The organism is Bacillus sanguinis (assembly GCF_018332475.1).
GTDB lineage: Bacteria > Bacillota > Bacilli > Bacillales > Bacillaceae_G > Bacillus_A > Bacillus_A sanguinis.
This window is the reverse complement of the sequence record NZ_BOQB01000005.1, coordinates 44,864-53,415: the sequence shown is the minus strand read 5'-3', so window position 1 is coordinate 53,415 and position 8,552 is coordinate 44,864. Positions and strand designations below refer to the sequence as shown.

The following is an 8,552-nucleotide window of genomic DNA, read 5'->3' as shown; positions in this document are numbered from 1 at the left end:
TCTCCCTTTTTTTAAACCTAGCGAAGATGAAATAATTAAAAATATAAATGAATTAAAGAAATATGATTGGTTTAAAGAGTTCTATAGAGATGAAAAAAAAGTATATCTTATAGCTCATGATTTAAAAGTAAGGGAAACTATAGGTAAATTTAAAGCGGATAAATTTGGTGAAAAGAATTATCAAATTTATTATCAAAAAAAACTTAATAAGATCTTTAAAAATAAAATGTAGTACTCACTTTTTATAAAGGTATCTTTTAAATAAAATAATAAAGGAATTCTTTACATTGAAGTAAACTTAAAAAGTTAAATGAACTATGTAATTATAGGTTAGGGAGCTTCTGTGGCATGAATCCGGTAGTATTGGATTCATGCCTTTTAATTTTGCTTTAAATTTTTAATTATGAACTACGTGTATTTTGTTATTTTAGTTAAAAGTATTAAAAAAGTACCCTTCACTTGTTAGAACAATCCTAATAAGTAAAAGGTACTTTCTACATCAGATGTATTTGTTAGTATGTTAAAAATAGAATAGTATTTTAATTTTTATTTCTGAGAAAATAGTAGAAATAATATTAGAGGGCGTTATTAATTACCATTCGTTTCGACATTGCCATCCATATGCAGCGGCTTCAACTGCTATACCAGCAGCATTAACTTTGAATCCTGCTCTAATTAAAGTGTTTGCGATTAATTTTGCAGCCAAATCATATTGTTTACTCTTAATGTAAGTAAAAATGGCTCCTGATAAAAATTGTCTGGCAATATTACCATAACTATTAATAAATTTATTTGCTATACATTTTCCAAAAGATGCAGCGCTCCTTTGGATTTCCTTATCGTACTTATTGTATTCACTATATCCAATTATTTCAGCGATATTAATTGCTGTTTGATCATTGGCAGAGATTTTTTCTTGTAAAAGTGCTGGATTGGTAACTTTATAGCCACTCTCTGTCAATTCCCCTACCTCTTCAAAGTAAAATTTAAGATCTTTTTCTACTTCAATAGCTAATTTATCCACTTCTTGTTGCTGTTCGTATGTAAGGTTATTGTCATTGTTGATAGATTCTTCTGCAGATGCTTGGAGAGAAAATGCGGTTGATACTAGTAAAGTGATTGCTATAAAAGATGAAAATACTTTTTTAAACACTAAAAAAACACCTCTTTCGTTTTTATTTTCCAGCCCTTTCAACCTTATTTTAACAGAAAAGTAAAAATATACAATATTTAATTATAATTAAAAAAATTTAAAAATTAATTTAATTATATAAATGGATTATTCGTGTGTGATTGCTTACTTTTTAAGTATAGTAAAACTGAAAAATGGTCAGTTTAAATTTATATTTAATAAGTATGTTTCTATTTCTAAAAAAGTGTGATGTAATATGAAGAGGAAAAAGTACAAGTAGTCAGAGAAGTGAGGAATTAAAGGTGAAGAAGTTTAAAAAGTTTTACTTGGAGATTACGAGTGTATGTAATCTTGCGTGCAGCTTTTGTCCGCCGACGGAAAGGCAGAAGCAATTCATTTCTGTGGAGGATTTTGCGAAAAGATTAGACCAAATTAAACCTCACACAGACTACATTTATTTGCACGTGAAGGGTGAGCCGTTGCTACATCCGAAAATAGATCAATTGTTAGATTTAAGCCATGAAAAAGGGTTTAAAGTTAATATTACAACGAACGGAACGTTAATTAATAAGAGAAGGCATAGACTGTTAAATAAACCTGCGTTAAGACAAATGAATTTTTCATTACACAGTTTTGATGGACATCCAGGTTCGCAAGATAAAGAGGGTTATGTAAGAAGTATACTTTCCTTCATTAGAGAAGCGACAAGTCAATCGGATTTAATTGTTTCACTACGGTTATGGAATTTAACGCAGGATAATAAAACGAATGCTGAAATCCAGAAAAATAGAGATTTATTATCCATCATTGAAAATGAGTTTGATCTATCTTATCAAATCGAAGAGAAGCTTACACCAGGAAAAGGTATAAAAATTGCGGAACGTGTCTTTATTAATCAAGACTATGAATTCCAGTGGCCGGCATTACATGAAGAAGAGGATGATGGAAAAGGATTTTGTCATGGTCTTCGAAATCAAGCAGGTATTTTAGCAAATGGAACGGTTATTCCTTGTTGTTTAGATGGTGAGGGGATTATTAACCTTGGGAATATTAATAATGACTCATTTTCTAATATTATAGAAGGTGAAAGAGCAACAAACATTGTCGATGGATTTTCGAAAAGAGTTGCAGTCGAAGAGCTATGCAGGAAATGTGGATACCGTAAAAGATTTGGAAAATAAATATGAAACAAGCCCTCATAAAGCGAGGGCTTATTTTTTATCCCGCTATTTGCCGGGCAGTAAGATCCTCACCTCAAAATTCAGCGGAAGCAAAGAAGTTAGGTAGGGAATCAACTGCCCGTAAAAGCCCGATTGGTGAGGGCTAATAATCAGTGGGGGATGGACACCCCCCACTGATTAAAGTCTCACTTTATTCTTGATAAGAGCGCTCTAATTCATCAATTAAGGAACCGACGTAAGAAACAGCTTTACGTATTGCATCTGGTTTTGACATATCTACTCCAGCATGTTTCATTAATTCAAGTGGTTTCATCGTACCACCAGCGCGAAGTACATCTAACCAGCGATCAACGGCAGGTTGTCCTTCCTCTTTCATCATTTGGGCTACCGCAGTAGATGCAGTAAGGCCTGCGGAATAGGTGTAAGAATATAAGCCCATATAATAATGAGGTTGACGCATCCAAGTTAAGCCAGCGCCTTCGTCAATTTCTACAGAATTTCCCCAGAATGTCGAAAGTACATTTGTTTTTATTTCAGTTAAAGTTGTAGCTGTAAGTGCCCCGCCTTCTTCTGCTAGCGTGTATACTCTTCTTTGATATTCTCCCTCAAGTAAGTGAGTAACAAAGTTATGATAATATGTGCCGAGTAGTTGCAGAATCACCCATCTGCGCATTCTCTTATCGTCATTCGTTGCTAATAAATGCTGGGCTAATAGTAATTCATTCATTGTAGATGGTGCTTCAACAAAGTACATGGATGGACGTACATTCATAATACGCTGATTTTTATTTGCCAAATAAAAATGACCAGCATGTCCAAATTCATGGGCTAATGTGAAGCAACCACGCATCGTATTTTGCCATGTAATTAAAATGTATGGATGAGAGCCATATGGGCTTGAACAAAATGCCCCTGTTGATTTCCCTACATTATCTGCAAGATCGACCCATCTCTCTTTAAATCCTTTTTCGATAATGGAACCATATTCATCGCCGAGTACTTGTAAAGAGTCTTGAATGAGTTTTCCGGCTTCTTCGTATGTGATGGTTGGATTAAACTCGGGATCTAAAGGTGCATGTAAGTCGCAGAACAGCATTTCATCGAGTCCTAATACTTTCTTTTTTAAATCTGCAAAACGGCGCATATGAGGCGCTAATTCCTTGTATATAATATCAAGTTGATTGTTATACATTTCAAGTGGAACTTTTTGAGGTTCCAAAAGCATATGAGTAACAGATTCAAATTTTCGTAAACGAGAGAGTGTTACTTGTTTTTTGACTTCAGTCGCATATGTTGTTGCCACTGTATTTTTATATCGTTTCAAGGTGGAAACAAATGATGAGTATGCTTTTCTACGTATGTCTACGCTTGGAGAGAACTCATATTTACTTTCAAATAATGCAAATGATACAGGGAGTTCGTTTCCTTGTTCGTCTTGTATGGAGGTAAAATCCATATCAGCTAATTTAGTCATACCGTAAATTTTGTATGGAGAACTATGTACTTCGCCAAGTGCAGCAAGAGCTTCTTCTGTTTCAGGAGAGAGCGTGTGCTGCCTTTTTTGTAGTATGTCTAGTAAGGATTTACGAAAAGGTTCGAGTTTTGTTTCTTCAGTTAAATATTTTTCAATTGTGCCTTCATCGAATGAGAGGATTTCATTATGGATAAAGGATAGTGCAGTATGTACTTTCGTCCATAAATCAGCAATTTTGGAAGAGTTCGCTTGAATAACTGGATTTGTGCGGTCAGTAGATTCTTTTAAATTCGCATAGGAGTATAATTTTGTTAACTTCATTAAAAGCTCTTCTTCTAAAAGTAGGCAATGTAATAAAGTAGTGGGGCTAGTGTGTAGTTGGCCTTTAAACGCATCAAGTTTTTTTATATCTTCTGTTAATACACGTAATGCAGTTTCCCACTTTTTATCAGATGCGTATAAATCAGAGAGGTCCCATGTTAGTTCAGTAGGGACTTCTGCGCGAATATGACGTTTCTCAATTATATTTTTCATTTGTTATATCCCCCTTATTATAAGTATCTAAAAACATGATACTAGAAAATTCAGTAAAATGAAAATATTTTACATTTTTATACATGAAAAAGAAGGACAAGCATAAAAATGCTTGTCCTTCGAGTTAAATTTAAAAATTAATATACTTTATCACCGTTGAAAATAGAGTTTTTCACGACTACATAATCTACAGTACGAATTGAGTCTAATTTTGTTCCACCAGCGTAAGAGATAGAAGATTGAAGATCTTGTTCCATTTCAATTAAAGTGTCTTCTAAAGAACCTTTATGCTCAACGAACATTTTCTTACCTTCAACGTTTTTCTTCTCGCCTTTTTGGAATTCAGAAGCTGAACCGAAGTACTCTTTATAAAGTTTGCCTTCTTTTTCGACTGTTTCCCCTGGAGACTCTTCATGACCAGCAAATAGAGAACCGATCATAACCATAGTCGCCCCAAATCGAATAGATTTAGCTACGTCGCCGTGTGTACGAATACCACCGTCAGCGATAATTGGCTTACTTGCAGCTTTTGCACACCAGCGAAGTGCAGCTAGTTGCCAACCGCCAGTTCCAAAGCCTGTTTTAATTTTAGTAATACAAACTTTACCAGGTCCAATACCAACTTTTGTTGCGTCAGCACCAGCATTTTCTAATTCTCTTACCGCTTCTGGAGTTCCAACGTTTCCAGCGATAACGAAGCTTTCTGGTAAATGCTTTTTAATATGTTGAATCATGTTGATTACAGCATTAGAATGTCCGTGTGCGATATCAATCGTGATGTACTCAGGTGTTAGTTGCTCAGCAGCTAATTGTTGTACGAATTCATACTCGTCCTCTTTTACACCAACGCTAATAGAAGCGATTAATCCACGTGATTGCATATCTCTAATGAATGAGATACGTTTCTCTGGTTGGAAACGATGCATGATATAGAAGTAATTGTTTTCAGCTAAATAAGTTGCGATTCTTTCATCAATAATCGTTTGCATATTTGCAGGTACGACAGGTAATTTAAATTTATGTTTACCTAAAGTGACAGTTGTATCACATTCAGAGCGGCTGTTCACAATACATTTTGCAGGAATTAATTGAATATCTTCATAGTCGAATACGTTTTCCATCATTTACACCCCTAAAATACGAATATTTTATTTAGTTTATTTAAAAATGTTCGTCCAAAAGATAATTTACATTATTTTCACTCATAAGTCAAAGGTTTTCATGTTTATATTAAAAAATTAAAATTTAGCCGCCTATGTTGTAAGTTCATATCACTAAAATGTGTTTAAACATAGCATTATTTGATGTAAAATTATGTTTGGAAAAGAAGAGTTAAATAGGTAAATTTAGGGGGGATATTAATGAAGCGCTTAGTATATATGGATTGGTTGCGTGTATTAGCAACAATCGCAGTGGTTACAATTCACGTTTCTGCGGGTTATGTTTCTATGTTAGATACAAATAACGTATCACGCTGGATGGCTGGTAACTTGTTTGAATCGATTTCACGTGCAAGTGTTCCGATTTTTGTGATGATTAGTGGAGCTTTATTGTTAAAAGGAACGAAAGATATTTCGGTTGGGGAATTTTTACAGAAGCGTGCAAGTAAAGTAATTATACCTTTTGTAGCTTGGAGTGCTATATTTTATGCATATGGAGCATATGCAGGATATTTCCCGGCATCTTTAAAACAAGGGATAAAGCACTTTTTAACGGATACAATTGGGGGACATTTATGGTTCTTATACATGATTGTAGGGATATATTTAATTACACCTTTACTGAAAATATTTGTAAAGAATGCTAAAAAAAGAGAGGTAGAATACTTTTTAATTTTATGGCTATATGCGTCTGTTGTAGTCAATGTAGTTAAATATTATTATCCTATCAACTTTAATATTGAATTATTTTACGTTACAAATTATGTAGGGTATTTCTTACTTGGTTATTACTTATCTAATTATGATATTACGAAAAAGTGGAGAAATATTTCTTACATTGGAGGACTTGTAGGATTTATTAGTACATTCTTTATTACATATCACTATACAGTAAAAGCAAATGGACAGTTAGAGCAGTTTTGGTATGGGTATTTTGCGCCAGGCGTTGTACTGATGGCGATTGGATTATTTGTATTTTTCAAATATGCTTTCCAAAAATCAGAAAGAGAATTACCATTGTTATTCCGCTTTATAAATCAAGCGAGCCTTGGAATCTATATTCTTCACTTCTTCTTATTAAATAACTTGTTGTACATGGTTTTCCCTAAGGTAAATGAGCGTGTGCATGCAATATTGGCAATACCTATTAATGTAACGATTACAATTGTTCTTAGTCTGGTTATTACATTAGTATTGCAAAGAATACCAGTTGTGAAAAAATTGGTTCCATAAAAATGAATACAGTATAGATAGGGCAGACTTATTATTAAGGCTGCCCTTTACTATTTTAAAATTATACTTAGATAAATTTAGGTTGAAATGAATTAAAAACAGTGGATTAATATAGTATCTTACTATAGTCTAAAGTGAGGTATGAAGAACATAATAGGTTAAATATAAAATCAAATGAGGTTAATATATGAGTAAAAAAAGCTTTAGTAATTATGCATTAAGTAAAGAAGTAAGACGAGCACTTACTGGTTTAGGATATGAGCATCCAACAGAAGTGCAAGGAGAGGTTATTCCAGTTGCATTGCAAAAGAAGGATCTTGTTGTAAAGTCGCAAACGGGAAGTGGAAAAACGGCTTCTTTCGGAATACCACTTTGTGAAATGGTAGAGTGGGAAGAGAATAAACCACAAGCATTAGTTTTAACACCAACGAGGGAACTTGCTGTTCAAGTGAAAGAAGATATTACGAATATAGGGCGATTCAAAAGAATTAAAGCTGCTGCAATTTATGGTAAATCCCCATTTGCACGTCAAAAATTAGAGTTAAAACAAAAGACGCATATTGTAGTAGGGACTCCAGGACGTGTGTTGGATCATATTGAAAAAGGGACTCTGTCTTTAGAGCGATTGAAATATTTAGTGATTGATGAAGCAGATGAAATGCTAAATATGGGCTTTATCGATCAAGTAGAGGCAATTATTGATGAATTACCTACAAAAAGAATGACAATGCTATTTTCAGCAACCTTACCGGAAGATGTTGAAAAGTTATCCCGTACATATATGAATGCACCAACTCATATTGAAATTAAAGCAGCTGGGATTACAACAGAAAAAATTGAACATACCCTTTTTGAAGTAAGGGAAGAAGAGAAGCTTTCACTTCTTAAGGATGTAACTATGATTGAAAATCCAGACAGTTGTATTATTTTTTGTCGTACACAAGAAAACGTAGATCATGTATATAGACAGCTAAAACGAGTTAATTATCCTTGTGACAAAATACATGGTGGTATGGTACAGGAAGATCGTTTTGAAGTTATGGATGATTTTAGAAAAGGAAAGTTCCGTTATTTAGTAGCAACTGATGTAGCTGCGAGAGGAATTGATATTGATAATATTACACATGTTATTAATTACGATATTCCATTAGAAAAAGAAAGCTATGTACACCGTACGGGAAGAACGGGACGAGCTGGTAATAGTGGAAAAGCTATTACATTTATAACGCCTTATGAAAATAGATTTTTAGAAGAGATTGAGGAATATATCGGATTTGAAATTCCAAAGGAACTGGCACCTTCAAAAGAAGAAGTTATAAAAGGGAAAGCAGTATTTGAAGAAAAGATATATGCTAAACCAATTATAAAGAAAGATAAAAATGCAGACCTAAACAAAGGAATTATGAAATTGTACTTTAATGGTGGAAAGAAAAAGAAAATTAGGGCGGTAGATTTCGTTGGAACAATCGCTAAAATTCAAGGTGTTTCTGCTGATGATATAGGTATTATTACAATACAAGACAATGTTTCTTATGTTGAAATATTAAATGGAAAAGGACCACTTGTTTTAAAGGTTATGAGAAATACAACGATAAAAGGTAAACAATTAAAAGTTCATGAGGCAATTAAATAAATGAAAATATCCACTTTAAAGGTGGATATTTTTTTGAGGCTTACTTATAGAGCGGATAATGTGAATGGACTTTAACTAATACGTGATTGACGATTATTTTTTTGTATGTTAGTATTTTTATTTGATTTTTCTACCGTTTAATGGGAAATTTGTTAATTCATTTAGAGGTATATTTTTTATATAAGTAAATCAATTTTATTTTAAT

7 protein-coding genes are annotated in these 8,552 nt (G+C 33.3%); 4 read left to right on the top strand and 3 right to left on the bottom strand.

Going from position 1 to position 8,552, the window contains the following annotated elements; translation table 11 throughout:
• Window positions 1-232 (top strand): hypothetical protein (locus KI369_RS00590; protein WP_212954747.1); only part of this gene is annotated, 232 nt, incomplete at its 5' end.
• Between the two features lie 360 nt (window positions 233-592).
• Here the strand turns inward: KI369_RS00590 and KI369_RS00585 are convergent.
• A complete protein-coding gene (locus tag KI369_RS00585) occupies window positions 593-1,153 on the bottom strand; it encodes a hypothetical protein (protein ID WP_238484899.1) in 561 nt (186 codons plus the stop codon).
• 281 nt (window positions 1,154-1,434) lie between these two features.
• Between KI369_RS00585 and KI369_RS00580 the strand changes: the two genes are divergently transcribed.
• Complete coding sequence (locus KI369_RS00580) at window positions 1,435-2,313, top strand: radical SAM/SPASM domain-containing protein (protein ID WP_097810526.1); 879 nt, start codon at window positions 1,435-1,437, stop codon at window positions 2,311-2,313.
• A gap of 190 nt (window positions 2,314-2,503) precedes the next feature.
• Here KI369_RS00580 and pepF read toward each other — a convergent pair whose 3' ends face one another.
• A complete protein-coding gene (gene pepF, locus KI369_RS00575; protein ID WP_212954746.1) occupies window positions 2,504-4,321 on the bottom strand; it encodes an oligoendopeptidase F in 1,818 nt (605 codons plus the stop codon).
• A gap of 137 nt (window positions 4,322-4,458) precedes the next feature.
• Window positions 4,459-5,442 carry a GMP reductase gene (gene guaC, locus KI369_RS00570; RefSeq protein ID WP_212954745.1) on the bottom strand — a complete coding sequence of 328 codons (984 nt, stop codon included), beginning with the start codon at window positions 5,440-5,442 and terminating at the stop codon, window positions 4,459-4,461.
• Window positions 5,443-5,682: 240 nt separating this feature from the next.
• Here guaC and KI369_RS00565 point away from each other — a divergent pair, with 240 nt between their 5' ends.
• A complete protein-coding gene (locus tag KI369_RS00565) occupies window positions 5,683-6,714 on the top strand; it encodes an acyltransferase (protein ID WP_212954744.1) in 1,032 nt (343 codons plus the stop codon).
• 187 nt (window positions 6,715-6,901) lie between these two features.
• Complete coding sequence (gene dbpA, locus KI369_RS00560; RefSeq protein WP_212954743.1) at window positions 6,902-8,347, top strand: DEAD/DEAH box helicase; 1,446 nt, start codon at window positions 6,902-6,904, stop codon at window positions 8,345-8,347.
• Window positions 8,348-8,552: the final 205 nt, after the last annotated feature.

Bases quoted from the DNA above. Each gene is read 5' to 3' on its own strand.
- KI369_RS00565 (WP_212954744.1), top strand. From the start codon at position 5,683: ATGAAGCGCTTAGTATATATGGATTGGTTGCGTGTATTAGCAACAATC.
- dbpA (WP_212954743.1), top strand. From the start codon at position 6,902: ATGAGTAAAAAAAGCTTTAGTAATTATGCATTAAGTAAAGAAGTAAGA.
- pepF (WP_212954746.1), bottom strand. From the start codon at position 4,321: ATGAAAAATATAATTGAGAAACGTCATATTCGCGCAGAAGTCCCTACT.
- guaC (WP_212954745.1), bottom strand. From the start codon at position 5,442: ATGGAAAACGTATTCGACTATGAAGATATTCAATTAATTCCTGCAAAA.